At 70.7% G+C, this 23946-nt stretch carries 22 protein-coding genes; 14 read left to right on the top strand and 8 right to left on the bottom strand.

The window, feature by feature from the left end:
* Positions 1-52: 52 nt before the first annotated feature.
* Complete coding sequence (locus N1032_RS19840; RefSeq protein ID WP_259541530.1) at positions 53-1339, bottom strand: adenylosuccinate synthase; 1287 nt, start codon at positions 1337-1339, stop codon at positions 53-55.
* 149 nt (positions 1340-1488) lie between these two features.
* On the opposite strand from N1032_RS19840, the gene N1032_RS19835 reads away from it, so the two are divergent.
* Complete coding sequence (locus N1032_RS19835) at positions 1489-1764, top strand: glutaredoxin family protein (RefSeq protein WP_259541528.1); 276 nt, start codon at positions 1489-1491, stop codon at positions 1762-1764.
* Between the two features lie 74 nt (positions 1765-1838).
* Here N1032_RS19835 and N1032_RS19830 read toward each other — a convergent pair whose 3' ends face one another.
* Both N1032_RS19830 and N1032_RS19825 read right to left on the bottom strand, forming a co-directional pair.
* The gene (locus tag N1032_RS19830) at positions 1839-2807 is read right to left on the bottom strand and encodes a Vgb family protein (RefSeq protein ID WP_259541526.1); all 969 of its coding nucleotides are present in this window, start codon (positions 2805-2807) and stop codon (positions 1839-1841) included.
* Between the two features lie 19 nt (positions 2808-2826).
* Entirely contained in the window at positions 2827-3663 is an 837-nt protein-coding gene (locus N1032_RS19825) for a helix-turn-helix transcriptional regulator (protein WP_259541524.1), read from the bottom strand.
* Between the two features lie 101 nt (positions 3664-3764).
* Between N1032_RS19825 and N1032_RS19820 the strand changes: the two genes are divergently transcribed.
* On the top strand, positions 3765-4517 hold the full coding sequence (locus N1032_RS19820) for an SDR family oxidoreductase (RefSeq protein ID WP_259541522.1): 753 nt from the start codon (positions 3765-3767) through the stop codon (positions 4515-4517).
* Positions 4518-4578: 61 nt separating this feature from the next.
* On the opposite strand, the gene N1032_RS19815 is transcribed toward N1032_RS19820, so the two are convergent.
* On the bottom strand, positions 4579-5592 hold the full coding sequence (locus tag N1032_RS19815; protein WP_259541512.1) for a serine hydrolase domain-containing protein: 1014 nt from the start codon (positions 5590-5592) through the stop codon (positions 4579-4581).
* Between the two features lie 129 nt (positions 5593-5721).
* Between N1032_RS19815 and N1032_RS19810 the strand changes: the two genes are divergently transcribed.
* Genes N1032_RS19810 through mnhG form a run of 6 tightly spaced genes read left to right on the top strand, consistent with a single transcriptional unit; the run spans position 5722 to position 12145 of the window.
* Positions 5722-8805: a Na+/H+ antiporter subunit A gene (locus N1032_RS19810; RefSeq protein ID WP_259541504.1), complete on the top strand. Its 3084-nt coding sequence runs from the start codon at positions 5722-5724 to the stop codon at positions 8803-8805.
* Positions 8802-9320 carry a sodium:proton antiporter gene (locus tag N1032_RS19805; protein WP_259541501.1) on the top strand — a complete coding sequence of 173 codons (519 nt, stop codon included), beginning with the start codon at positions 8802-8804 and terminating at the stop codon, positions 9318-9320. Before N1032_RS19810 ends, N1032_RS19805 begins: the two co-directional genes overlap by 4 nt.
* On the top strand, positions 9317-10894 hold the full coding sequence (locus tag N1032_RS19800) for a Na+/H+ antiporter subunit D (RefSeq protein WP_259541499.1): 1578 nt from the start codon (positions 9317-9319) through the stop codon (positions 10892-10894). The genes N1032_RS19805 and N1032_RS19800 overlap by 4 nt, the downstream gene beginning before the upstream one ends.
* Positions 10891-11541 carry a Na+/H+ antiporter subunit E gene (locus N1032_RS19795; RefSeq protein WP_259541498.1) on the top strand — a complete coding sequence of 217 codons (651 nt, stop codon included), beginning with the start codon at positions 10891-10893 and terminating at the stop codon, positions 11539-11541. The genes N1032_RS19800 and N1032_RS19795 overlap by 4 nt, the downstream gene beginning before the upstream one ends.
* A complete protein-coding gene (locus N1032_RS19790; RefSeq protein ID WP_259541495.1) occupies positions 11538-11801 on the top strand; it encodes a monovalent cation/H+ antiporter complex subunit F in 264 nt (87 codons plus the stop codon). Before N1032_RS19795 ends, N1032_RS19790 begins: the two co-directional genes overlap by 4 nt.
* On the top strand, positions 11798-12145 hold the full coding sequence (gene mnhG, locus N1032_RS19785; RefSeq protein ID WP_259541486.1) for a monovalent cation/H(+) antiporter subunit G: 348 nt from the start codon (positions 11798-11800) through the stop codon (positions 12143-12145). Before N1032_RS19790 ends, mnhG begins: the two co-directional genes overlap by 4 nt.
* Before the next feature lie 32 nt (positions 12146-12177).
* Here the strand turns inward: mnhG and N1032_RS19780 are convergent, their stop codons facing one another.
* Positions 12178-12423: a hypothetical protein gene (locus N1032_RS19780; protein ID WP_259541484.1), complete on the bottom strand. Its 246-nt coding sequence runs from the start codon at positions 12421-12423 to the stop codon at positions 12178-12180.
* Between the two features lie 89 nt (positions 12424-12512).
* Between N1032_RS19780 and N1032_RS19775 the strand changes: the two genes are divergently transcribed.
* The 6 genes from N1032_RS19775 (at position 12513) to N1032_RS19750 (ending at position 19359) form a co-directional block, all read left to right on the top strand.
* The gene (locus N1032_RS19775; protein WP_259541482.1) at positions 12513-12953 is read left to right on the top strand and encodes a hypothetical protein; all 441 of its coding nucleotides are present in this window, start codon (positions 12513-12515) and stop codon (positions 12951-12953) included.
* Between the two features lie 53 nt (positions 12954-13006).
* Positions 13007-14011 carry a LacI family DNA-binding transcriptional regulator gene (locus N1032_RS19770; RefSeq protein ID WP_259541481.1) on the top strand — a complete coding sequence of 335 codons (1005 nt, stop codon included), beginning with the start codon at positions 13007-13009 and terminating at the stop codon, positions 14009-14011.
* A gap of 244 nt (positions 14012-14255) precedes the next feature.
* On the top strand, positions 14256-15935 hold the full coding sequence (locus N1032_RS19765) for a glycoside hydrolase family 13 protein (protein WP_259541479.1): 1680 nt from the start codon (positions 14256-14258) through the stop codon (positions 15933-15935).
* Between the two features lie 51 nt (positions 15936-15986).
* Positions 15987-17354: an ABC transporter substrate-binding protein gene (locus tag N1032_RS19760; protein ID WP_259541469.1), complete on the top strand. Its 1368-nt coding sequence runs from the start codon at positions 15987-15989 to the stop codon at positions 17352-17354.
* The gene (locus tag N1032_RS19755) at positions 17354-18283 is read left to right on the top strand and encodes a carbohydrate ABC transporter permease (RefSeq protein ID WP_259541454.1); all 930 of its coding nucleotides are present in this window, start codon (positions 17354-17356) and stop codon (positions 18281-18283) included. The genes N1032_RS19760 and N1032_RS19755 overlap by 1 nt, the downstream gene beginning before the upstream one ends.
* Positions 18280-19359, top strand: a complete 1080-nt coding sequence (locus N1032_RS19750) for a carbohydrate ABC transporter permease (protein ID WP_259541452.1) — start codon at positions 18280-18282, stop codon at positions 19357-19359. Before N1032_RS19755 ends, N1032_RS19750 begins: the two co-directional genes overlap by 4 nt.
* A 247-nt stretch (positions 19360-19606) precedes the next feature.
* On the opposite strand, the gene N1032_RS19745 is transcribed toward N1032_RS19750, so the two are convergent.
* From N1032_RS19745 to N1032_RS19735, 3 genes are all read right to left on the bottom strand, one after another.
* Entirely contained in the window at positions 19607-21169 is a 1563-nt protein-coding gene (locus N1032_RS19745) for an aldehyde dehydrogenase family protein (protein ID WP_259541450.1), read from the bottom strand.
* A gap of 154 nt (positions 21170-21323) precedes the next feature.
* Positions 21324-22475: a LacI family DNA-binding transcriptional regulator gene (locus N1032_RS19740; RefSeq protein WP_259541449.1), complete on the bottom strand. Its 1152-nt coding sequence runs from the start codon at positions 22473-22475 to the stop codon at positions 21324-21326.
* A complete protein-coding gene (locus N1032_RS19735; RefSeq protein WP_259541447.1) occupies positions 22472-23710 on the bottom strand; it encodes a fumarylacetoacetate hydrolase family protein in 1239 nt (412 codons plus the stop codon). The genes N1032_RS19740 and N1032_RS19735 overlap by 4 nt, the downstream gene beginning before the upstream one ends.
* Between the last annotated feature and the right edge of the window lie 236 nt (positions 23711-23946).

The raw sequence follows: 23946 nt of genomic DNA, 5'->3' as shown, positions 1-23946 counted from the left end.
CGCGGCCGCCCGATAAAGAGCGATCAGCAACAAACCGCCGCGAACGCCGACCTCACTCGAGCAGATCGTGTCGCGTGACGATCGCGTCGCGCCCCGGGCCCACGCCGATCGCCGAGATGCGCGAACCGCTCATCTCTTCGAGCGCCAGCACGTAGCGCTGCGCCGCGGCGGGCAGTTCGTCGAACGTGCGCACACCGGTGATGTCTTCCGTCCAGCCCTCGAACTCCTCGTAGACCGGCACGGCGTGGTGGAAGTCGCTCTGCGACACCGGCACCTCGTCGACCCGCACGCCGTCGACCTCGTAGGCGACGCAGACCGGGATGGTCGGCAGCCCGGTCAGCACGTCGAGCTTCGTGAGCACGAAGTCGGTGACACCGTTGATGCGCGCGGTGTAGCGCGCGATCGGCGCGTCGTACCACCCGGTGCGTCGCGGCCGCCCGGTGGTGGTGCCGAACTCGAAGCCCTTCGAGCGCAGGTATTCACCCGACTCGTCGAACAGCTCGGTGGGGAACGGGCCCGCGCCGACGCGCGTGGTGTAGGCCTTGACGACCGCGATCACCCGGTCGATGCGGTTGGGCGCCACGCCCGACCCGGTGGCGGCGCCGCCCGACGTCGCGTTCGACGACGTGACGAACGGGTAGGTGCCGTGGTCGACGTCGAGCATGGTGGCCTGGCCACCCTCGAACAGCACGGTCTTGCCGTCGCGCAGCGCCCGGTCGAGCACGAGCGAGGTGTCGGCCACCATCGGCCGCAGCCGCTCGGTGTAGCTCAGCAGGTCGTCGACGACCTGCTCGGCCTCGATGGCCCGCCGGTTGTAGACCTTCACCAGGATGTGGTTCTTGAGGTCGAGCGCGCCCTCGACCTTCTGTCGCAGGATGCCCTCGTCGAACAGGTCTTGGATGCGGATGCCGACGCGGTTGATCTTGTCGGCGTAGGCCGGGCCGATGCCCCGGCCTGTGGTGCCGATCTGCCGTTTGCCGAGAAACCGCTCGGTGACCTTGTCGATCGTGCGGTGGTAGGCGGTGATGACGTGGGCGTTCGCCGACACGAGAAGCCGCGACACGTCGACACCGCGCGAACCGAGCGCCTCGAGCTCGTGGAACAGCACCTCGACGTCGACCACAACGCCGTTGGCGATGACCGGCGTGACGCCCGGGGTCAGGATGCCCGAGGGCAGCAGGTGCAGCGCATATTTCTTGTCGCCCACGACGACCGTGTGGCCGGCGTTGTTGCCCCCGTTGAACTTCACGACGTAGTCGACGCGGCTGCCGAGCAGGTCGGTGGCTTTGCCCTTGCCCTCGTCGCCCCACTGGGCGCCGATCAAGACGATCGCTGGCATGTGGATTCCTCTCGGTTCCGATGTCAGTGCCCGACGCCGGTGCCGGTTGACAGTCGATTCTATCGTGGGCACCCCGGCGCATCCGCGTCGCCCCGTCGTTGTGGGAATCTGCGGGGCCCACGGCGGGTTGTGCAGGAGAGGAGGACTCCATGCCCGAACTCACCGTCACGCTCTACTCGTCGAGCTTCTGCGGCGCCTGTTCGAGCACGCGTCAGACCCTCGACCGCGTGGCCCCACTGCTCGGCGACCGGGTGGGATGGCGCGAGATCAACGTGGCCGACGCCCCCGACGACAGCGAGCGCCTCGGCATCGTGGCGACGCCCACCATCGTCATCACCGACGCCGGCGGAGACGAGCGGATGCGCGCATCCGGCGTGCCGACCACCGAGCAGGTGCTCACCGCCATCGCGAACGCCCTCCCCTGAGCTCAGCCGCCGGCGCCCAGGAGGCCGGCACCCAGGAGGCCGGCGCCCAGCGGGCCGGCGCCCACCCCGCCGGTTCAGCCTGCGCGGCTCACCGCCAGCAGCGCCCCCGACTCCATCGCCACCCAGACCGTGCCGTCGGGGCCGACGGCCAGCCCGTGCGGCTCGGTCTGGGTCGCCGAGAGGTCGTGCAGCTCGATCTCGCCGTCGAACCCGATGTGCCCGAGCTGGTTCGACCCCCACAGGGTGAACCAGCAGCCCCCGGCCGGGTCGGCGCAGATCGCGTGCGGCTTCGACTCGCTCCACGGCAGCGGGTATTCGGTGAACCGGCCGGCGCGATCGACCCGTCCGATGCGCCCGCTCAGAATCTCGGCGAACCAGGCGGCTCCGTCGTCGGCCACCGTGATGCCCACAGGCCCGGCGTGCGGCGTCGGCACCTCGAACAGCTGCACGGCTGAGTCGCCGCCCCGGATGTAGCCGATCGCGTTGGCCTGGTTGGCCGTGAACCAGAGGCTCTCACCCGACGCCGCGATCATCGACACGAAGCCCTCGTCGGTGCCTGCCGCGAACTCGGTGACCCGACCGAGGATGTCGATGCGCCCGAGCGCGTCGCGTCCCATCTCGGTGAACCAGGCGGTGCCGTCGTCGGTGGTGGTGATGCCGAACGGCTGCGCGCCCGCGGTGGGCACGTCGACGGTGAGGCGCACGCCGAAGGGCTCCGCCGCGGCATCCGTCTGCTCCATGGGGCCGAGCAGCAGCACGCGGTCGCCCGTGGTGTCGGTGACCCACACCGAGGCCTCGTCGGCGACGGCGAGCTGAGAAGGCTGGGCGCGGCCGGCGTGGCTGTGGCCGGCGTGGTGGCGTTCGGCGTGCACCGGCAGGTCGACGCGCGCGGCGGAGTTCGTGGCAGGGTCGAACCGCACCACCGCTCCGCCGTGCACGAGCGTGCACCACACGGCACCGTCGGCCGTGACGGCCACGGCGTAGGGCCCCTCGTCGGCGTTCGAGATCACGTGCTCGGCGATCAGGGGCGGGCGGGAGCTCATGGTGCGAGCCTACCCAGCGTCACCCCGCGAACGTGACCCCGACCACCTGCAGCAGACGCAGCTTGTCGGCGGCATCCGTGCCCGCCCGCGGGGTCAGCACGAGCAGGGCCTGGGCGGCGTTCTCGGTGAACAACGGCTGGCAGTCGACCTCGATCTCGCCGAGCTCCGGATGCACCAAGGTCTTGTGGTCGTCGAACCGGCGGGCTACTTCGTGCGCAGCCCAGACCGAGCGGAACTCGGCGCTCTGACGCACCAGCTCCTCGACGAGCGCCCGGGCATCGGCCTCGCCCGCCCCGCCGCCCACCGCGGCTCGCAGGTTGGCGGCCTGCACGCGGCTCTGGTGGGCGTGATCGCGCTCGGGGTAGCGGGCACGCGCCGCCGGATCGGTGAACCAGCGGAACACCGCACTGCGGGCCGGGCCCGTGAAGTGCATCTCGTCGCCGTTGAGGGCGAGCGACATGGCGTTCTGCGCCAGCGTGACGCCGAGGTCGCTCACCACGAGCGCGGGTGTGTCGTGCAGCCGGTCGAGCACCCGCAACAGGGCCGGGGCGACGTGCTCCGAGCGGCGCACGCGCGAGGGCGGGTTGTGGCCGGCCAGCAGATAGAGGTGGTCGCGCTCGTCGAGGGTGAGGCGCAGGGCGCGGGCGATGGAGGTGAGCATCTGCTCCGAAGGCTGCGGCGCCCGCTGCTGCTCGAGCCGGGCGTAGTAGTCGGTCGACATGCCGGCCAGCAGCGCGACCTCCTCGCGCCGCAACCCGGGGGCACGCCGGCGCTGACCCGCGCCGATGCCGACGTCGGCGGGCTGCAGGGCCTCCCGGCGGGTGCGCAGGAAGTCGGCGAGATCGGCACGGTTCATGCTCCCCATCCTCGCCGACCCGCGGGGCGCGTGCCAGGGACCGCCGATCCCTGGACAAGCCCTCTCTGCCGCGCCGCGCCGCCGGCGACCACGCTGGAGGCATGCAGATCACAGGAAACACCCTCTTCATCCCCGGAGCGACCTCGGGCATCGGCCTCGGCCTCGCGCTGCGCTTCCAGGCGCTCGGCAACACCGTCGTCATCGGCGGGCGCCGCACCGAGCTGCTCGACGAGCTCGTCGCCGGGCACCCGGGCCTCGACGCCGTGCAGATCGACACCACCGACCCCGACTCCATCGCCGAGGCCTTCCGCACCGTCACCGGGCGGCACCCCGAGCTCAACGTGGTCATCGCCATGGCGGGCGTCATGCAGGCCGAGAACCTGCGCGACCCGGCGTTCCTCGCCACCGCCGAGCGCACGATCACCACCAACCTGCTCGGCCCGATCCGGCTGCTCGCCGCCTTCGAGCCGTGGCTCGAGCAGGCCCGCAACCCGGTGTTCATGACCGTGTCGTCGGGACTCGCGTTCGTGCCGCTGCCGGCCACGCCCACCTACAGCGCCACGAAGGCCGCCATCCACTCGTTCACCGAGAGCCTGCGGGTGCAGCTCGCCGGCACGCCCGTGCAGGTGCTCGAGCTCGTGCCGCCCGCGGTGCAGACCGACCTCATGCCGGGGCAGGCCGAGTCACCCACGGCGATGCCGCTCGAGGCCTTCCTCGACGAGGTCATGCTGCTGATCGAGACCCAGCCGGATGCCGCCGAGATCCTGGTCGAGAACGTCGGCTTCCTGCGCAACGCGGTCGCGAACGGCAGCTACCCGCGCGTGCTCGGCATGCTGGCCGGCGCCGAGCGCTGAGCGCTGGGCTGAGCGCAGGGCTGACCGCCGGGCCGGGCGCCGAGCGGTGGGCGCACAGGGCTCAGCTCCCCGCCACCACCGCGTTGTTCAGCTCGTCGGGGTCGACCCCGAGCCCGCGGGCGTCGAGCACGTTCGTCAGCAGCGTGAAGCAGAGGTCGAGTTCGGGGTAGATCCACCACTGCGTCGTCGTCCACCCCTCGTGGCCGATGGCGTCTCGGTGCAGCAGCCCCGACGACTCGTCGCGCAGGTGCCAGGTGAGGCCGAAGTCGCGCCGATCGTCGTTCGGCACCGCTTCGGGCAGCCCGGCCGTGCGCGAGATGGTCATGCCGCGCGCGGTCTCGGGGTGCAGCACCTCGCCGCGGGCGCCACCCAGGGCGCGCAGCAGTGAGGCGCCCAGCGAGAGCAGCCCCTCCGCGGTGCCGTTGACGCCGGCGGCCGGATGCCGGGCTGCCGCGATGCGGTCGGGCGAGACCCCGGCGCGCTCCTGGCCGTAGACGCGGTGCGGATCGCTCGCCGCGTCGAAGGTGAGCGACCCGTCGGCGGCGCCGGTCAGGCCGGCGAGCGCCTCGATGTCGTCGTGCACGGCCCGCCCCGTGGCCGCGGTGAACAGCTTCGCGGCCCCGTGGAAGGCGATGTTCGAATAGCTGATCCTGGTTCCGGCGACGAACGCCTGCCCGGCGGTGGCGAGCTGCTCGTCGAGGGGGCGCGGGTCGTCGAGGGCGGGCTCGACGAGGCCTGCCGTGTGCGAGAGCAGGTGCTCGAGCCGCACGGCCGACCGCCACGGATGCGCGGGGCCGCCCGGCGCATCCGGCAGCACCGTGGAGAGGTCGCGGCGCAACGACAGGTCACCGCGCTCGATCGCCCGGGCCATGGCGATGCCGGTCAGCGGCTTCGTGACCGAGTAGAGGGCGTAGTGGTCGTCGACGCGCGCCGGGCGCTCGTCGCTGCCGCTGAACGCCTCGAGAAATTGGATGCCCCCGGATGTCGCCACCCCGAGCACCGCCGAGGGCAACGGCCCCTGCTCCACCTGTCGTCTCACCCAGCGAACAGCGTCGTCCAGCGCCACCGATTCCACACGCACCCCTTCGTCTCGTCGATTACACCGCATCCGGCCGGTGGGGCGCGAATCGTGGGGGCCGAAGGCGCCCTCAGGTCGACCGGGTAGACTGATGGCCCTGCCCTCTCCCCGACATGAGGAGTCCGCGTGATCCTGATCCTGCTGCTGTTCGCAGGACTTTCAGCGCTCACTCCCCTGCTGACGAGGCTGCTCTCGACTCGCGTCTTCTACGTCGTCGCGGCTCTGCCCGCGGCCGCCTTCGTCTATACACTCACCCAGACCGGCACGGTTCTGAGCGGTGGCGCGGCGGTCGAGAGGGTGGAGTGGATTCCGCAGCTCGGCATCGCCCTGAGCTTCCGCGTCGACACCCTCGCCTGGCTGCTCGCGCTCGTCGTGTCGGGCGTCGGCGCCCTCGTGCTCATCTACTGCGCCCGCTACTTCTCGCCGCGCGAGCCCTCGCTCGGTCGTTTCGCCGCACTGCTGCTGGCCTTCGCCGGCACCATGTACGGCCTCGTCACCGCCGACGACATCTTCATCATGTTCATGTTCTGGGAGATCACGAGCGTGCTCTCCTACCTGCTCATCGGGCACTACACCGAGCGCAAGGAGAGCCGCGGCGCCGCCCTGCAGGCGCTGCTCGTCACCACGTTCGGCGGCCTCGCCATGCTGGTGGGCATCGTGCTGCTGAGCGTGCACGCCGGCACGACGTCGATCTCGGAGCTCGTGGCCGACCCGCCGCCCGGCGGTGCGCTCGTCACCACGTCGATCATGCTCATCCTGGTCGGCGCCCTGTCGAAGTCGGCGCTCGTGCCGTTCCACTTCTGGTTGCCGGCGGCGATGGCCGCCCCCACCCCGGTGAGCGCCTACCTGCACGCCGCCGCCATGGTGAAGGCCGGCATCTACCTCATCGCCCGGTTCGCCCCCGGCTACGCCGACACCCCGGGCTGGACGCCGCTGCTCGTGAGCCTCGGCGTCTGGACCATGCTGCTCGGCGCCTGGCGCTCGCTGCGGCAGAACGACCTCAAACTGCTGCTCGCCTACGGCACGGTGAGCCAGCTCGGCTTCCTCACCGTGGTCGTCGGCTTCGGCACGCGCGATGCCGCCCTCGCCGGCGCCGCGCTGCTGCTCGCGCACGCGCTGTTCAAGGCCACCCTCTTCCTCGTCGTCGGCATCGTCGATCACGACGAGGGCACCCGCGACCTGCGCGAGATCTCCGGGCTCGGCCGCCGCCGGCCCGTTCTGGCGGCCGTGGCGCTCATCGCGGTGGCGAGCATGGCCGGCATCCCGCCCCTGCTCGGCTTCGTGGCGAAAGAGGGAGTGCTCACGTCGCTGCTCGAGGCCGGCATCGGCACGGCCGAGCACGCCGGCGACCCCTGGGGCATCATCGCCCTCGTGGGCGTGAGCCTCGGCTCGGTGCTGACCGTGGCCTACAGCGCCCGTTTCTTCTACGGCGCCTTCGCCACGAAGAACACGGATGCCGCCCGGCAGCACGCGGCCGAGCACGAGCCGCACGCTCCCGACCGCGGCATCCTCATCGCTCCCGTCGTGCTGACGCTCGCCACGATCGGCTTCGGACTCGCGGCGGCCCCTCTCGGCCACGCGCTCGAGACCTACGCCGACACCGTGCCGGGCGGCGGCGACTACCACCTCGCCCTCTGGCACGGCCTGGAGCCCGCGCTCGGCATCTCGGCGCTCGTGATCGCCGCCGGTCTCGGCCTCTTCGCGCTGCGCAGGCCGTTCGCGCGCCTGCAGAAGAAGGTGCCCCCGCTCGTCGACGCGTCGCGCAGCTATCTCACCATCGTGCGCAGCGTCGACAACGCGGCCGCCCGCGTCACGCTGTTCGCCCAGAGGGGCGGCCTGCCGCAATATCTCGGCACCATCCTGCTCGTCTTCGTGCTCTGCCTCGGCGCCTCGAGCGCGCTCAACCGCACCTGGCCGAGCGAGTTCGTGGCCTGGGACTACCCGGCGCAGGTGTTCGTGGCGCTCGCCATGGCGGTCGCGGCCGTGATGGCCGCCCGCGCCACGCACCGGCTCGCGGCCGTGCTGCTCGTCGGCGCGACCGGTTTCGGGCTCGTGGTGCTCTTCGCCTTCCACGGCGCCCCCGATCTCGCGCTCACGCAGGCGCTCGTCGAGACCGTCACCATCGTGGTCTTCGTGCTCGTGCTGCGCCGCCTTCCGCTCAAGATCGCGCAGCACAACAAGCCCGTGCGCAAGGGCTGGCGCATCGTCATCGGCTCGCTCGTCGGCGTCACCATGGGTCTCGTCGGCTTCATCGCGCTCGGCGCCCGGCAGGCTCCGGGCATGGGCGAAGAACTCGCCCGGCTCGCCGTGGAGGAGGGCCACGGCAAGAACGTCGTCAACGTGATGCTCGTCGACATCCGCGCCTGGGACACCATGAACGAGCTCTCGGTGCTCGTGGTCGTGGCCACCGGCGTCGCGAGCCTCATCTTCGTCACGGGCCGCAACTTCACCGTTCCGCGACTGCGTGAGTCGCGGGGCCGCCGCCAGGGTTCGAAGCGCACCCTGCTCGTGGCCGACCCGCACACCTCCGACGAGGCGCCCGACGACCGCCAGCACTCCTGGCTGCTCGGCGGGCGCACGCTCTCGCCCGAGAACCGCTCGCTCATTCTCGAGGTGCTCGTGCGGCTCATCTTCCACCCCGCGATCGTGGTGTCGATCTTTCTGCTCTTCGCCGGCCACAACGCCCCGGGCGGCGGGTTCGCGGCCGGGCTGCTCGCGGGGCTCGCGCTCATCGCCCGTTACCTCGCGGGGGGCCGCTACGAGCTCGGCGAGACCATTCCGATCGGCCCGGGCGTGCTGCTCGGGGGCGGCATGCTGCTGGCCACGGGCACGGCGGTGGGCTCGCTGTTCTTCGGCGGCGAGATCTTGCAGTCGGCCTACTTCGAGGCCGACGTGCCGGTGCTCGGCCACATCTCGTTCGGCACCTCGACCATCTTCGACATCGGCGTCTACCTCGTGGTGATCGGCGTCGTGCTCGACATCCTGCGCGCCCTGGGCGGCGAGGTCGACCGGCAGCAGGCCGAAGACGAGGTCGACGGGCAACCCGACGACCACTCCGTCTCGGCCGCCGAGGCCGAGACGCGCGGTCGCGTGGCGGGGCGCGACACGAGCGGCGCGCCGGTCACCGCGGCGGCGGCATCCGGAGCTTCCGGCCCACCGAGCACCACCAGCACCGGCACCGTCGACGCCACCGACGGAGGTGCCTCGTGAGCGCCTCCATCACACTCGTCGTGCTCATGGCCGTGCTCTACGGCACCGGCGTCTACGTCATGCTCGAGCGCAGTCTCACGCGCATCCTCATCGGCTTCCTCTTGGTGGGCAACGCCACCAATCTGCTCATCTTCGTGATGTCGGGCCGATCGGGCGACTCCCCCATCATCGACGGGCAGACGGATGCCGCCTCCACCGTCGACCCGGTGCCCCAGGTGCTCATGCTCACGGCCATCGTGATCAACTTCGGCGTGACGGCGTTCATCCTCGCCCTCATCTACCGCTCGTGGTGGCTCTCGAACCTCGGCGACGAGGGCGACGACGTCACGACCGGCGAAGAGGAGGACGACGCCGCCGAGGCCGACCAGGCGCAGGTGTTCCACCGGTCGCTCGAGGGCGACGACGCGGCGGTGCGCACCGTGCTCGAAGAGGGCGGCGACGCCGAGGACGACATCGACGGAGGCCGCGGCCCGGAGCCGGAAGCGAGCGAGCGCGACAGGGATGTGATGCGATGAACGCCCTCGTTCCGCTGCTCGTCATCCTGCCCCTCGTGGGAGCGGCCGTCACGCTCATCCTCGGCCGCTACCCGCGCGTGCAGATCGCCATCAGCGTCACGGCCCTCACCGCCGTCACGATCGCGGCGGCGGCGCTGCTCGCCGTGGTCGACCGCACCGGCCAGCCCGCCGTGGTGAAGGTCGGCGGGTGGGAGCCGCCGTTCGGCATCGTGCTCGTGGTCGACCGGCTGTCGGCCATCATGGTGGTCGTCTCGGCACTGATGCTGCTCGGGGTGCTCATCTTCGCCGTCGGGCAGGGCATCGCCGACCGCGACCGCGACACCCCGGTGTCGATCTTCCACCCCACCTACCTCATCCTCGCCGCGGGCCTGTTCGACGCCTTCATCGCGGGCGACCTGTTCAACATGTACGTCGGGTTCGAGATGCTGCTCGCGGCCAGCTACGTGCTGCTCACGCTCGGCGGCACCGGGTCGCGCATCCGGGCCGGGGTGACCTACGTGGTGGTGAGCCTGGTGTCGTCGCTGCTGTTCCTGGGGGCGATCGCCCTCATCTACGGCGCCACGGGCACGGTGACGATGGCGCTGCTGAGCGACCGCATCCGCGAGCTGCCGCTCGACGTGCAGGTGATCCTGTGCGCCGCGCTGCTGATCGGGTTCGCGGTGAAGGCCGCGGTGTTCCCGCTGTCGTTCTGGCTGCCCGACTCCTACCCCACGGCCCCGGCGCCGGTCACGGCGGTGTTCGCCGGGTTGCTGACGAAGGTGGGTGTCTACGCCATCATCCGCACCGACAAGCTGCTCTTCTTCGATGTGCCGTTGACCGTGCCGTTGCTGATCGTGGGCGGGCTCACGATGCTGATCGGCATCCTCGGCGCGCTCGCGCAGGCCGACGTGAAGCGGCTGCTGTCGTTCACGCTCGTGAGCCACATCGGCTACATGATCTTCGGCGTCGCGATCGGCACCGAGCTCGCGACCGGCGCCACGATCTACTACATCGTGCATCACATCACGGTGCAGACCGCGCTGTTCCTCGTGGTGGGGCTCGTGGAACGGGTGGGGCGGTCGACGTCGATCACGCGGCTCGGCGGGCTGTTGAAGAAGGCTCCGTTCGTGGCCATCCTGTTCTTCATCGGCGCACTCAATCTGGGCGGCATCCCGCCGTTCTCGGGGTTCCTCGGCAAAGTCGGCCTGTTCGAGGCGGGCGCGGCGAGCCCGAGCCCGCTCGTCTACGTGCTGATCGGCGCGGGCGCCGTGACCTCGCTGCTCACGCTCTATGCGCTCATGCGGGTGTGGAACATGGCGTTCTGGCGGCCGAAAGAAGACGTCGAGGGCTACGAGTCGCCGCTCACCGAATCGCTGCAGGAGAGCCCGGAGGCCACCAACGGCACCGCGACCGGGGTGGCCACCGCCACGGGCACGTCGAAGCTCATGGTGGGAGCCACCACCGGACTGATCGCCATGACGATCTGCCTCACGGTGTTCGCGGGGCCGCTGTTCGACCTCGCGCAGCGAGCGGCCGGGAACGTGGCGACGCCCGAGATGTATGTCGACTCCGTCTTTCCGGGGGGTGTGCGATGACGGGCGAGCGAGCAGGTGAGGGCGAGCTGGCGGCGGCCGAGGGCGAGCGGGCGGCGGCCGAGGGCGAGCGGGCGGCCGAGGGCGACACCTCGCAGCGGCCCTCGCGCATGATCCGGGCGCGCATCGCGAGCGGGCTGGTGCCCTTCCTCGGGCTGGTGCTGCTCTGGATGCTGCTGTGGGGCCAGTTCACCTGGCTCGCCCTCGTCACCGGAGTGGTGCTGGCTCTGCTCGTGTCGGTGGTGTTCTACCTTCCGGCCGTGCGGCTGAGCGGCCGCCTCAACCTGGTGTGGGCGCTCGTGTTCGCGCTGCGGCTGCTGTTCGACATCGTGGTGGCGTCGCTGCAGATCGCCTGGACCGCGGTCAGCCCGTGGTACCGCCCGAGCAACGCCATCATCGCCGTGCCGCTGCGCACGCGATCCGATCTCGTCATGACCTTCACGGCCGAGGCGGTCTCGCTGGTGCCGGGTTCGATCGTGCTCGACATCGACCGTGACACGTCGACCCTCTATCTGCACGCGCTGAACGTGCGCTCGGCCGACGACGTGCCGGCCCTCAAGCGCGAGGTGCTGGCCACCGAACGCCGTCTCATCCGCGCGGCCGGATCGGCCGACGACCTCGCGCGGCTTCGCGAAGGGAGCCCCGAATGACCGTCGTGATCGTGATCGCCGGCGTGCTGTTCGGCGCCGGAGCGGTCGGCGCGCTCTGGCGCATCATCCGGGGCCCGTCGGCCCTCGACCGCATCATCGCGAGCGATGTGCTCGTCGCCACGGCGATGTGCGCGATCGGCGCCGAGATGGCGATCAACCGCCACACCGACAATCTGCCCGTGCTGCTCGGGCTGGCCCTGTTCGGCATCGTGGGCTCGGTCAGCGTGGCGCGGTTCATCTCGTCGAGGGACGACGCATGACCGGCGACCTGGGCTTCGACATCCGCGACGTCATCACCGCCGCGCTCGTGCTGCTGGCCGCCCTCATGTGCTTCGCGGCCGGAGTGGGACTCATCCGTTTTCCCGACGTGCTGTCGCGCCTGCACGCCGCGACCAAACCGCAGATCCTCGGCCTGATCGCGATCGTCGCGGATGTCGCGGTCACGAACCCGTCGGTCGGCACCATCACCCTGGCGCTCGCCATCGTGTTCTTCCAGTCGCTCACGGCACCCGCGTCAGCGCACATGATCGGGCGCGCGGCCTACCGCACCGAGCACTTCCGGCGCGACATCCTCGTCATCGACGAGTACACACCGCGGCAGTAGCCGGGGGCGCTGGGCGCACCCCGGCCCACCACTCACTCCTCGTGCTTGAGGGCGATGCCGATCGCGAAGAACGTGGGCGCCCAGTGACCGATGAAGATGCCCCAGCGGTCGGACTGCGCCTTGTCGTCGTTCTTCTTGCCGCGCGAGGCGAGCCAGGCGATGAGCGCCAGCACCACCGAGGCGAACCCGGCGAGGTAGGCGTGCTTGCTGCGGATTCCGAGATCGTGCGCGAACTCGATCGGATCGAATCCGACCTTCTCGATGTCTTTCTTGGCCACGGGGCACCTCTCTCGACTGTCGGCCCGGTTTCGGGTCTGCCCTCAGCCTGCCCCTCCCCCTGGCCGGATAACAGGGGCAAGCTCGAAGCATGAACCCGACCGATCGCGAACGGCCCGCGCCCGAGCACCGGCGCCCCGAGGGTGTCTCCGACGAGACCGTCGCGGCGGTCGGCAAGGTCTCCGAGGCGCTCGAGATCGTGGAGCAGGCCCGGGGCATGCTCTACGGCTTCCACCGGCTCACCGGAATGGCCGACCTGACGCTCGGCGAGGCGACGGATGCGTTGCGGTCAGCCGGTCACGGCGCCCTGGCCGACGAGATCGAGCGCACCCTGATCGGCCGGAACGTCGTCGACGGGCGCTGGACGTTCCAGCTCGTCGAGGAGTTCGACGACGGCTACTACGCGGCCTTCCGCGAGGCCGAGCGGATGACGCGCAGCGAGCTGGTGGCAGGCCGCCGCCACCTGTTCGAGGCCGAGATGAAAGAAGATCGGCGCACCCACGGTCGTTCCGGCCACGAAGCCACGCCCTGAGGCATCCGTCGCCGTTTCTGCAAGAACTTGCGTCGTCTGCGTAAGATCGACGCATGTCTCGTCGATTGGCCGATGTCGCCCGCAAGGTGGGCGTGAGCGAAGCCACCGTGAGCCGGGTGCTCAACGAGAAGCCCGGCGTGGGCGAGGCCACGCGGCAGGCGGTGCTCACCGCGCTCGACGTGCTCGGCTACGAGCGGCCGAGCAAACTGCGGGGTGAACGGGCCCGACTCGTCGGGCTCTTCCTGCCCGAGCTGCAGAACCCCATCTTCCCGGCCTTCGGCGAGGTGGTGGGCATCGCGCTTGCCCAGCACGGCTACACCCCGGTGCTCTGCACGGTGACCGCCGGCGGCATCTCCGAGGCCGACTACCTCGACCTGCTGCTGCAGCAGCACGTGTCGGGAGTGGTGTTCGCCGGCGGCCAGTACACGCAGGAAGAGGCGCCGCACGAGCACTACCGCCGGCTGATCGACCTGCGGCTGCCCACCGTGGTGACCAACGCGCCGATCGCCGACCTGGGCTTCGCCACCGTCTCGACCGACGACGCCGTCGCCATGGAGCAGGCCTGGGGGCACCTGAGCCAGCTCGGTCACGAGCGCATCGGCCTGCTGCTCGGCCCGGCCGATCACGTTCCGTCGCTGCGCAAGCTCGCCTCGGCCGATCGACTGAGCGCGGGCGCGTTCCCTCGCGAGCTCGTCGTGCACTCCCAGTATTCGCTCGAGGCGGGCCAGGCCGCCGCGACCCGCCTGCTGAAAGCCGGGGTCACCGCCATCATCTGCGCATCCGACCCCCTGGCCCTCGGGGCCATCCGCGCCGTGAAGCGCGCGGGGCTCGCGGTGCCGGCGGATGTCTCGGTGATCGGTTTCGACGACTCCGCCCTGATGACGAGCACCGACCCGCCCCTCACCACCGTGCGGCAGCCGATCGAGGTGATGGGACGCATGGCGATCGACCTGCTCGTCGCCCAGATCGAGGGCAGCGCCGCCGCGCCCGACGAGTACTTCTTCGAGCCGGAACTCGTGGTGCGCGGCTCCACGGGGCCGGCGCGCCCGCGCGCCTGACCGCGCTTCGGGAGGCCGTCGCGCCGTCGGGAGGCCGAAACGGCCTCCCGAGCGCGGCCCTCCTCCCGAACGGCCTCCCTGACGCGAGCCCGCGCGCCCCTCCCCCGCGCAAACGGCCGCAAGAATACTTAACTTGCTTACTATCTGTCGAATTCTTGCGCAGTCCGCATTCCGAAGGCTACATTCGGGGCACGGCAGCGCAGCCTCGCGCTCCGTCACGACCGAAGCCGAGGAGCCCGACCGCGTGAACACCCAGACCGTGCCCGCCCCGCGGGCCACCGCTGCCGCCACGCCGGACACCGACTGGTGGCGCAGCGCCGTCATCTACGAGGTCTACGTGCGCAGCTTCGCCGACGCCGACGGCGACGGCACGGGCGACCTCGCGGGGGTGCGCAGCCGGCTCGGCTACCTCAAAGACCTCGGCGTCGACGCCCTCTGGTTCACCCCGTGGTATCCCTCGCCCCTCGCCGACGGCGGCTACGACGTCAGCGACTACCGTGCCATCAACCCCGCGTTCGGCGACCTGGCCGAGGCGGAGGCGCTCATCGCCGAGGCACTCGCGCTCGGCATCCGCACGATCATCGACATCGTTCCGAACCACGTGTCGAATGAGCATCCGTGGTTCAGAGAGGCCCTCGCCGCGGCGCCCGGCAGCCCCGCCCGCGAGCGCTTCTGGTTTCGCGAGGGCCGCGGCGAGCACGGCGAGCTGCCCCCCACCGACTGGGTCTCGAACTTCGGCGGACCCACCTGGACGCGCACCACGAACCCCGACGGCACCCCCGGCGAGTGGTATCTGCACCTGTTCGCCCCCGAGCAGCCCGATCTCAACTGGGATCACCCCGAGACCCGGCGCGAGCACGAGAGCATCCTGCGCTTCTGGTTCGACCGCGGTGTCGCGGGCGTGCGCATCGACTCCGCTGCGCTGCTCGTGAAAGACGCGACCCTGCCCGAGGTGCCCGAGAACCCCGCGCCCGGGCAGCATCCGAACACCGACCGCGACGAACTGCACGACATCTACCGCAGCTGGCGGGCCATCGCCGACGGCTACGAGGGCACCCGGGTGCTCGTGGGCGAGATCTGGCTGCCCGACGCCGAGCGCTTCGCGAACTACCTGCGGCCCGACGAGATGCACACCGCCTTCAACTTCGACTTCATGAGCCGGGCCTGGAACGCCGAGCAGCTGCGCACCTCGATCGACACGATGCTCGCGGCGCACGCCCCGGTGGGGGCGCCGAGCACGTGGGTGCTCTCGAACCACGACGTCACCCGGCCGGTCACCCGCTACGGTCGCGCCGACAGCACGTTCGCCTTCGCCGGCAAGCGCTTCGGCACGCCCACCGATCTCGCCTCGGGCACCCGCCGGGCCCGGGCGGCCGCGCTGCTCACCGCCGCCCTGCCCGGCTCGCTCTACCTCTACCAGGGCGACGAACTCGGCCTGCCCGAGGTCGAAGACATTCCCCGGCACCTGCTCACCGACCCGATGCATCACCGGTCGGGCGGGGTCGATCCGGGCCGAGACGGATGCCGCGTTCCGCTTCCCTGGTCGGGAGACCACCCTCCCTACGGCTTCAGCGCACCCGTCGGCACCACGCCCGCCCCGCGCACCTGGCTGCCCCAGCCGCAGGGCTGGGAGCGGCTCACCGTCGAGGCCCAGGAGCGCGACCCGCACTCGATGCTCTCGCTCTACCGGGCCGCGTTGCGACTGCGCACGAACGACTCCGACCTGGGCGACGGCTCGCTCGAGTGGCTGCCGAGTGCGCCCGGCGTGCTCGCGTTCTCGCGCGGCGACGTCGTCTGCGTCACGAACTTCGGCAGCTCCCCCGCCGCGCTACCCGCCCACAGCGCGGTGCTGCTGGCCAGCGCCGACCTCGAGGGCGACCGCCTGCCGTGCGACGCCACCGTCTGGCTGCGCCCACCACACTGACCCCGTCCCGCCACAACAGCACCATCCCACACACCGAGAAAGGCACTGACGATGAAGTCACCCAGAAAGGCCGTCGCGATCGTCGCGGTCGGCATCGCCTCCGCCGGACTGCTGAGCGCCTGCTCGGCCGACGCCGGTTCTGACGACGGCAAGGTCCACATCTCCGTCGCATCCCTCATCCCCGGCACCGAGCAGGCGGCCTTCGACGCGTTCGACGCCCGCGTGGCCGAGTTCGAGAAGCTCAACCCCGACATCGTCGTCGACCCGGTCGAATACGAGTGGAAGGCCACGACCTTCACGGCGCAGCTCGCCGGCGGCACGCTGCCCGACGTGTTCCGCATCCCGCTCACCGACGGCCGCACCCTCATCGCGAACGGTCAGCTCGCCGACCTCACCGCCCAGGTCGAGGCCCTGCCCTACTTCGATCAGTTCAACCCCAGCGTGCTGGCCACGGCACAAGACGACCAGGGCAACATCTACGGCATCCCCCGCGAGGCCTATGCCATCGGGCTGCACTACAACCGCGACCTGTTCGAGCAGGCCGGGCTCGACCCCGACGACCCGCCCACCACCTGGGACGAGGTGCGCGAAGACGCCAAGGCCATCGCCGACGCCACCGGCCAGGCCGGCTACATGCAGATGACCCAGAGCAACACCGGCGGCTGGCAGACCACCGCGGCCACCGTCTCGCGCGGCGGCCGCATGGAGGAGGGCGAGGGCGACACCACCACCGTCACGCTCGACAACGACGCCACCAAGGAGTCGCTCGAGTTCCTCAAGGAGCTGCGCTGGCAGGACAACTCGATGGGCTCGAACTTCCTCTTCGACTGGGGCACCATCAACCAGGCCTTCGCGGCCGGGCAGATCGGCATGTACACCTCGGGCTCCGACCTGTTCACGTCGCTCACCCGCGAGAACAACCTCGACCCCGCGATTTACGGGCTCGCCGCCATCCCCATCACCGACTCGCCCGAGGCGGCGATCATGGGCGGTGGCACGCTCAACGTCGTGAGCGCGAAGGCGACCGACGAGCAGAAAGACGCCGCGGTGAAGTGGATCGACTTCTACGACGTCGCCAAGCTCGTCGACCAGGATGCCGCGGTCGCCGACGCGAAGATCCTCGCCGACCAAGACCAGGCGGTCGGCACCCCGGCGCTGCCGATCTTCGACCAGGCCACGCTCGACCAGTCGCGCGAGTGGATCGCCGACTACATCAACGTGCCGCAGGACCAGGTGTCGTACTTCGCCGAGGGCAACGTCGGCCGCACCCTCGTGGGTGAGCCGGCGGTGCACACGCAAGACCTCTACGCGGCGCTCGACACCGTGGTGCAGGCCGTGCTCACCGACCAGAACGCCGACATCGACGCACTGCTCGCCAAGGCGAACTCCGACGTGCAGGCTCTGGTCGACGCCGACTGATGTCGACCCTCGAACGCCCCGCCCGCACCCCGAGACGCTCACCCGTCTCGTGGGTGCGGCGGGGCGGCCTCTCGAACCTGCTGTTCATGCTGCCGCTGCTGGTGATCTTCGGCGTCTTCTCGTGGAAGCCGATCGTCGAAGCGGTGGTGATGAGCCTGCAGAAGACCAACCTGGTGAGCCCCGCCACGTTCATCGGGCTCGACAACTACGTGAAGGTGCTCTCCGATCCGCAGCTCGGCCAGGCCGCGCTCAACACGCTCTACTTCGCGGCGCTCGCGCTGCTCTTCGGCTACCCCGTGCCGCTCGTCGTCGCGGTGCTGATGAGCGAGGTGAAGCGGGCGCGCGGTCTCTACAGCGCTCTCGCCTACCTGCCCGTCGTCGTGCCGCCGGTCGTCGCGGTGCTGCTCTGGAAGGTCTTCTACAACGCCGACCCCACAGGGCCCTTCAACACCGTGCTGTCGTGGGTGGGCATCCCGCCGCAACCGTGGCTGCAGAGCGCGGCATCCGCGATGCCCTCGCTCGTGCTCGAGGCGACGTGGGCCGCAGCGGGCGGCACCATCATCATCTATCTCGCCGCGCTCACGAGCGTGAGCCCCGATCTCTACGACGCGGCCGAGATCGACGGCGCCGGCATCTGGAAGAAGGTCTGGCACGTCACGCTGCCGCAGCTACGGGGCGTGCTGCTGATCACCTTCATCCTGCAGATCATCGGCACGGCGCAGGTGTTTCTCGAACCGTTCCTGTTCACCAACGGCGGGCCGGCGAACTCGACGTCGACCATCCTGCTGCTCATCTACCGCTACGCGTTCCAGAACTCGCTCGGCGGCAACTACGGGGCGGCGACCGCGCTGAGCGTGCTGCTCGCGGTGTTTCTGGCTGTGTTCTCACTCATCTACTTTCGGCTCACCAAATCATGGAGCTCAGAATGACCTCGACCACCGACACTCCGGCTCCGCCCTTCGTGCCGCTCGGAGCCACGGTCATGACCGAGCCGGAATCCGGGGGCTCCGACGGCCGCGGGCCGGGCGGACCAGGCGGGCCGGGCGGGCCCGGTCGGCACGGCTGGCGGGGCTGGCGCGACCGGCGCCGTGCTCGTCGCCTGCAGGGCGGGCCGGATGCCGGCAGCACCGGCGATCGCGGAATCATCTCGATCTCCGACCACCGTCGCCCCTCCATCCGGCGCACGACGCGCGTGGTGCACGGCGTGCTGCTCGCTCTGCTCGTGGTGGCGGGACTCGGGCCGCTGCTCTGGCTGCTGAAGGCCGCGGTCACCCCGACGCAGGACACCCTGCGCACCCCCATGGCGATCTTCCCGAACGGCATCGACTGGCAGAACCTCGTCACCGCGTGGACCACCATCCACATCGACGTGCAGTTTCTCAACACCGTGATCGTGGCCGCCGGCGCGTGGGCGGTGCAGCTCGTCGTGGCGGCGACCGGCGGCTATGCGCTCAGCGTGCTGAAGCCGCGCTACGGCCGCATCGTCTACGGGCTCGTGCTCGCGACGCTGTTCGTGCCGGCGGTGGTGCTGCTCGTGCCGCTCTATCTCACGATCCTGCATCCGCCGCTGATCGGAACCTCGCTGCTCAACACGTTCTGGGCGGTGTGGTTGCCGGCCGGGGCATCCGCGTTCAACGTGGTGCTGATGAAACGGTTCTTCGACAACCTGCCGCGCGAGATCTTCGAGGCGGCGCGCATGGACGGCGCGGGACCGTTCCGGCTGTTCTGGTCGATCGTGCTGCCGATGTCGCGCCCCATCATCGGGGTGGTGTCGGTGTTCGCCATCATCGCCGCGTGGAAGGACTACCTCTGGCCCATGCTCGTGCTCACCGTGCCGGCCATGCAGCCGCTCTCGGTGCGGCTGCCCGCGCTGCAGCAGACCATCGAGCTCGACGTCTACCTCGCGGCGCTCGCCATCTCGACCCTCATCCCGATCGCGCTCTTCGTGATCTTCCAGCGCCTCTTCCTCCGCAGCGCGGGCCTCGGCGGTGCCATCAAGGGCTGACCCCCGCCGCGCCCCCGGTCGCGCCCCCGTCGCGCCGGGCGCCTCCCCACCTCGCCGAGAAGTCAAGAACCGGTCATTGGGCGGCGAAGTTGCCACACATATTGACTTCTCGCGAGGGTGGGAGTGGACGAGAAGTCAAGAAGTGGTCGCTCCGAGGCGGAGTTGGCACAGATTGTGACTTCTCGCGAGGGTGGGAGTGGGCTGGGCGGGCGGTAGCGGCGGGCGCGGCGGCCCGCGGGCCGGCCGGTCAGGCGGGGAGCACGAGGGTGCCGTCGACGCGGCGGGGGATGGCGGTGTAGTCGTCGCGGAGTTCTTCGGGCAGGGCGGCGGCGGGCGCGTTCTGCCAGGCCAGGGGGCGCAGGAAGCGCCGCACCGCCGTCACACCCACCGAGGTGTGCTGCGAGTTGGTCGACGGCCAGGATCCGCCGTGGTGCTGCGCCCACGTGACCCGAACGCCGGTCGGGTAGCCGTTGAACACGATGCGTCCCGCACTCGCTTCGAGCGTCGACGAGAGCTCGGCCACGACATCCGCCTCCGAGTCCTCGACGTGCAGCGTGGCGGTCAGCGACTTCGGGATGCGCCCGAACGCCTCCCGCACCTCGTCGAGCGACGAGTAGCGCGCCACCACGATCAGCGGCCCGAAGCACTCCTCGGCGAGCTCGGCGCTGAAGTCGGCGGCCGTCGTCTCGAGCAGCGTCGGCGCCACGGTGAAACCTCCGGATGCCGCGGCCGAGGCCCCCCCGGCGGCCACAGCGTCATCGGCCACAGCGTCGTCAACAACCGGGTCGTCGCCCCGCGCCACCTCGGCGGCTCCGGCGGCCAGCAGCCGCTCCTCGATCTCGCCGAACGACGAGCGGATGCGCGAGTTGAGCAGCACCTGCGGCGTCGCGTCGGAGGTGAGGGCCGCGATCTCGTCGACGAGCGCCTGCCCCTCGTCGCCCGCGGGGATGAAGGCGATGCCGGGCTTGGTGCAGAGCTGCCCGGCCGAACCGGTGAACGAGGTGAACAGCCCCGACGCGATCTCGGCGCCCCGGGCCGAGACGGCACCCGGCGTGACCACGAGCGGGTTGATGCTCGACAGCTCGCCGAAGAACGGGATGGGGTCGGGCCGCGTGTTGATGGCCGACTGCAGCGACTCGGCCGCGAACAGTGAGCCCGTGAAGCTCGCCGCCTTGATGGCGGGGTGCTTCACGAGCGCGAGTCCGGCGTCTTGGCCGTAGACGATGCCGAAGGTTCCGGGAGGGGCGCCCACGGCATCCGCCGCCGCTTGCAGCACGTCGAACGAGAGCTGCGAGGTGAGCAGGTGCGAGCCGTGCGCCTTGATCACCACGGGTGACCCGGCGGCGATGGCCGAGGCGGTGTCACCGCCCAGCACTGAGAAGGCGAACGGGAAGTTGCTCGAGCCGAACACCGCGACCGGACCGATCGACACGAGCATGCGCCGCACGTCGGGGGCCGCGCCGAGCGGGGTGTCACCGGCGTGGTCGATCATGGCCTCGATGAAGCTGCCCTCGCGCACGGCTTCGGCGAAGAGCGAGAACTGGAAGGCACTGCGCGACACCTCGCCGTTCAGGCGCGCCGCGCCGAGCCCGGTCTCGGCGTCGGCGGTCGCGACCAGCCGTTCGCGGGCGTTCTCGACCGAGGCGGCCATGGCGTCGAGCAACTGCGCCCGGAACTCGCGCCCGCGCGACTGCAGCTCGAGCGCGGCGCCGGCCGCGCGCCGGGCGGCGGCATCCACGCCCTCGAGGCTCGTGGGCTTCAACTCGGTGGCAGCGCTAACACCGGTTCGGGGATTCGTGGTGGTCAACATGTCTGTTCCTTCGTCGGAGGGTCTGGCGGGGTGGAGCGTGTGGCGGGGGTGGAGCAAGCTGCGGGGTGAAGCAAGTGGCGGGCGGAGCGTGTGGCGGGGCAGAACTGATCGTGCGTGGCGTGTGGCGGGCGGGGCATCCGGGGCGCGAAGCGGCTCACGCACTCTCGCGCGCGACCACCGAGAACCCCAGATCGAGCTCGGAGTTCTCGACCGGTCGATGCGTCATGCGGGCCAACAGCAATTCGCCTGCGATTGTTCCGATCTGGCGGTTCGGCACGGCGACGGTGGTGAGGGTGGGCACGAGGTGGCGGCTGATCTCGAAGTCGCCGAACCCCGTGATGGCGATGTCGCCGGGAATCCGGATGCCGCGGCGCGCGCACTCGAGCACCGCGCCGGCCGCGAACACGTCGCTCGCGAACATGAGCACGTCGGTCTCGGGGTAGGTGGTGAGCGTCTCGTCGAGCAGGCGCCGCCCGGTCTCGAAGTCGACGGTCGCCGTGCCGGAGTCGACGACCCGGATGGGCTCGCCCGGGTAGAGCTCGCGCACCGAGTCCTCGAACGCTCCGCGCCGGGCGATGGCACGGAAGTCACCGGTCTGGAACGACCCGGCGAACGTCGGATGCGCGTAGCCGCGCGTCACCGCGAACTGCACGAGCGCGCTGATCGCGTCGCGGTTCGAGAAGCCGACGACGCTGTCGATGGGATCGTCGGTGAGATCCCAGGCCTCGACCACGGGCACGCGCGACTCGCGCAGCAGGTGCGTCGTGTTCGGCGAGTGCTTGGTGCCCACGATGAAGATGCCGTCGGGCCGGCGGCCGAGCAGAGCGCGCACGAGCTCTTCTTCGTGCGAGGGGCGGTAGTCGGTCGAGCCGATGAAGAGCTGGTAGCCGGCGGGCGAGAGCACCTCTTCGAGTCCGTGCAGCGCGTCGGCGAACACCGACGCCGAGACCGCGGGGATGACGGCCGCCACCGTCATGCTGCGGTTCGAGGCGAGGTTCGAGGCGGCCAGGTTCGGCACGTAGCCGGTCTCGGCGATCGAGTTGCGCACGCGCTCGAGCGTGAACTCCGACACGAGTTCGGGGGAACGGATCGAGCGCGACACCGTCTGCGGCGAGACGCGGGCGTGCTGGGCGACATCCGTCAGCGTCACCGTGTTGGTGGAGCGGCGCGTCTGGCGCGGGCCGGAGCCGACACCGACCCCAACACCCACCCCAACACTCGAGGACGCGCCGCCCTCGAGCCCCGCACCCGCATCGGTGACTCCGCCGTCGTCGAGGGCGAGGGCGGCGCGGCCCTCGCCGGTCACAACAGGTTCCGGCTCGCGAGATTCTTCATCAGCGAGCCGATTCCGAACTCCCACGGTTCGCACCTCTCACTCTCCTCGACCTGGTTGACCAGACTACCCAGTTCGTCGGACGAGATCCGCACGACGTCACCGGCCTTGTGCGTGAAGCCGCGATCGGTCTCGTCGCGGTCGACGATGGGCGCGAACATGGTGCCGAGCATGAGCACCGCGCCATCCGGATACTGGTGCTGCGGGCCCGTCAGCTGCGCCACCAGATCGACGGGATCGCGGCTGATCTGCGCCATCTCCGAGGTGCCGTCGAGGTGGAAACCGTCGCCGCCCTCTCCGCCGTCGATCTCTAGGGTCACGCGCATCCGCCGCACCGCGTCGAGGTCGAAGCTGTCGTCGAACAGGCGCAGGAACGGGCCGAGAGCGCACGAGGCGTTGTTGTCTTTCGCCTTCGGCAGCAGCAGGGCCGAGCGGCCCTCGACGTCGCGCAGGTTCACGTCGTTGCCGAGGGTGGTGCCCACGATGCGGCCCGAGGAGTCGATGACGAGCGCGACCTCGGGCTCGGGGTTGTTCCAGAGCGAGGTCGAGAGCACGCCCACCTGGGCGGCGGTGCCGACGGCGGCGAGCGTGGGCGCCTTGGTGAAGATCTCGGCGTCGGGGCCGATGCCCACCTCGAGGTACTGGCTCCACAGACCCTCGTCGACGAGGTACTTCTTCAGGGCGATCGCCTCGGGCGACCCGGGCTTGATCTCGTGCAGGTCGGCGCCGATCTGGTCGAGGATGCTGCCGCGCATGCGGGCGGCGGCCTCGATGTCGCCGCGCACGCGTTCTTCGATCACGCGCTCGATCATCGACACCGCGAACGTGACGCCCGCGGCCTTGAGGGTCTGCAGGTCGACCGGAGCGAGCAGCCAGGGGCGGCCGGCGTCGCGGGTGGATGCCGCGGTGTTGGCGTAGATCTCATCGAAACCGCCGAGGCGCACACCGTCGTCGGCCGCGAGGCGGGCCGCCGCCGCGGGGTCGGGGGCCTCGGCGAGGTCGCTCACGGTGGCGAAGGTGCCGCTGAGGTCGAACACGCCGTCGGCGCGCACCAGCACGGGCGACGGGCCGCCGGTGGGGCCGGCCGCCGGATCCCACACGCGGGCGATCAGCGTTCCGGTGTAGCCGTCGGCGGGCAGCGCCCGCGAGGCCGGCCCGGCCCAGGCCGTGCTGGTGGGGCCGGCGGTGCTCGTGTCTCGGTCGGTCATCGTGACTCCATCGTCGTGGTGCGGTCGGTCGTGGTGCGGGCGGCGGTGGTCCCGCGGGCAGTGGTAGTGGTGAGGCTCGCGTTAGTCGTGGTGGGGCGGCGGTCAGCGGTGGTGGTGCGCGCGGGCGTGTCGCCGGCCGGCGCTCGGGTGCAAGCGTAAAGCGCCCGCGCCGCGACACACGGCGCGGGCACGGCGGCGGCACGCGGCGCGACCGCAGCCGCGGCGGCGGCGCTCGG

Source organism: Herbiconiux daphne, from assembly GCF_024979295.1.
Taxonomy (GTDB): domain Bacteria; phylum Actinomycetota; class Actinomycetes; order Actinomycetales; family Microbacteriaceae; genus Herbiconiux; species Herbiconiux daphnes.
The sequence above is the reverse complement of the archived record's forward strand: the minus strand, read 5'-3'. Positions and strand labels throughout refer to the sequence as shown.

Excerpts from the sequence above, each read along its gene's own strand:
- N1032_RS19840 (WP_259541530.1), bottom strand. The coding sequence starts at position 1,339 with ATGCCAGCGATCGTCTTGATCGGCGCCCAGTGGGGCGACGAGGGCAAG.
- N1032_RS19835 (WP_259541528.1), top strand. The coding sequence starts at position 1,489 with ATGCCCGAACTCACCGTCACGCTCTACTCGTCGAGCTTCTGCGGCGCC.
- N1032_RS19830 (WP_259541526.1), bottom strand. The coding sequence starts at position 2,807 with ATGAGCTCCCGCCCGCCCCTGATCGCCGAGCACGTGATCTCGAACGCC.
- N1032_RS19825 (WP_259541524.1), bottom strand. The coding sequence starts at position 3,663 with ATGAACCGTGCCGATCTCGCCGACTTCCTGCGCACCCGCCGGGAGGCC.
- N1032_RS19820 (WP_259541522.1), top strand. The coding sequence starts at position 3,765 with ATGCAGATCACAGGAAACACCCTCTTCATCCCCGGAGCGACCTCGGGC.
- N1032_RS19800 (WP_259541499.1), top strand. The coding sequence starts at position 9,317 with ATGAACGCCCTCGTTCCGCTGCTCGTCATCCTGCCCCTCGTGGGAGCG.
- N1032_RS19795 (WP_259541498.1), top strand. The coding sequence starts at position 10,891 with ATGACGGGCGAGCGAGCAGGTGAGGGCGAGCTGGCGGCGGCCGAGGGC.
- N1032_RS19790 (WP_259541495.1), top strand. The coding sequence starts at position 11,538 with ATGACCGTCGTGATCGTGATCGCCGGCGTGCTGTTCGGCGCCGGAGCG.
- mnhG (WP_259541486.1), top strand. The coding sequence starts at position 11,798 with ATGACCGGCGACCTGGGCTTCGACATCCGCGACGTCATCACCGCCGCG.
- N1032_RS19775 (WP_259541482.1), top strand. The coding sequence starts at position 12,513 with ATGAACCCGACCGATCGCGAACGGCCCGCGCCCGAGCACCGGCGCCCC.
- N1032_RS19770 (WP_259541481.1), top strand. The coding sequence starts at position 13,007 with ATGTCTCGTCGATTGGCCGATGTCGCCCGCAAGGTGGGCGTGAGCGAA.
- N1032_RS19760 (WP_259541469.1), top strand. The coding sequence starts at position 15,987 with ATGAAGTCACCCAGAAAGGCCGTCGCGATCGTCGCGGTCGGCATCGCC.
- N1032_RS19755 (WP_259541454.1), top strand. The coding sequence starts at position 17,354 with ATGTCGACCCTCGAACGCCCCGCCCGCACCCCGAGACGCTCACCCGTC.
- N1032_RS19750 (WP_259541452.1), top strand. The coding sequence starts at position 18,280 with ATGACCTCGACCACCGACACTCCGGCTCCGCCCTTCGTGCCGCTCGGA.
- N1032_RS19745 (WP_259541450.1), bottom strand. The coding sequence starts at position 21,169 with ATGTTGACCACCACGAATCCCCGAACCGGTGTTAGCGCTGCCACCGAG.
- N1032_RS19735 (WP_259541447.1), bottom strand. The coding sequence starts at position 23,710 with ATGACCGACCGAGACACGAGCACCGCCGGCCCCACCAGCACGGCCTGG.